Source organism: Halomonas marinisediminis, assembly GCF_004347715.1.
GTDB classification, from domain to species: Bacteria; Pseudomonadota; Gammaproteobacteria; order Pseudomonadales; family Halomonadaceae; genus Halomonas; species Halomonas icarae.
Genome location: NZ_SLTR01000350.1, coordinates 1 through 283 on the forward strand (window position 1 = coordinate 1; position 283 = coordinate 283).

General features: G+C 67.5%; 1 protein-coding gene. It reads left to right on the forward strand.

Annotation, left to right across the window (positions count from 1 at the left end; translation table 11 throughout):
• Window positions 1-20: 20 nt before the first annotated feature.
• Window positions 21-283 (forward strand): hypothetical protein (locus E0702_RS16970; RefSeq protein WP_132045720.1); only part of this gene is annotated, 263 nt, incomplete at its 3' end.

The window sequence follows — 283 nt, forward strand, 5'->3', positions numbered from 1 at the left end:
TGCCCCTTCCCGAACGCCCCTTGTTTGATCCGTCCGACGATGATGCCACCGTGCCTGGCTTGCCGGTACGCTTCGGCATTTCCGCCCTGGTGATGGCGGACATGGTCCTGCTGGCCGTGGTGCTGGTCTCGGTAGGCTGGTGGGGCGCGCGCCAGGTGCTGCTGGACATGGCCGAGCGCTCAGCCGAGGATGCCGGACGCATCATGACCGAGCGCTCGCGCCGCATCATCGATCCGGCAGTGGCCACGCTGCGCCAGCTGGCCTTCGATCCGATCACGCAAGC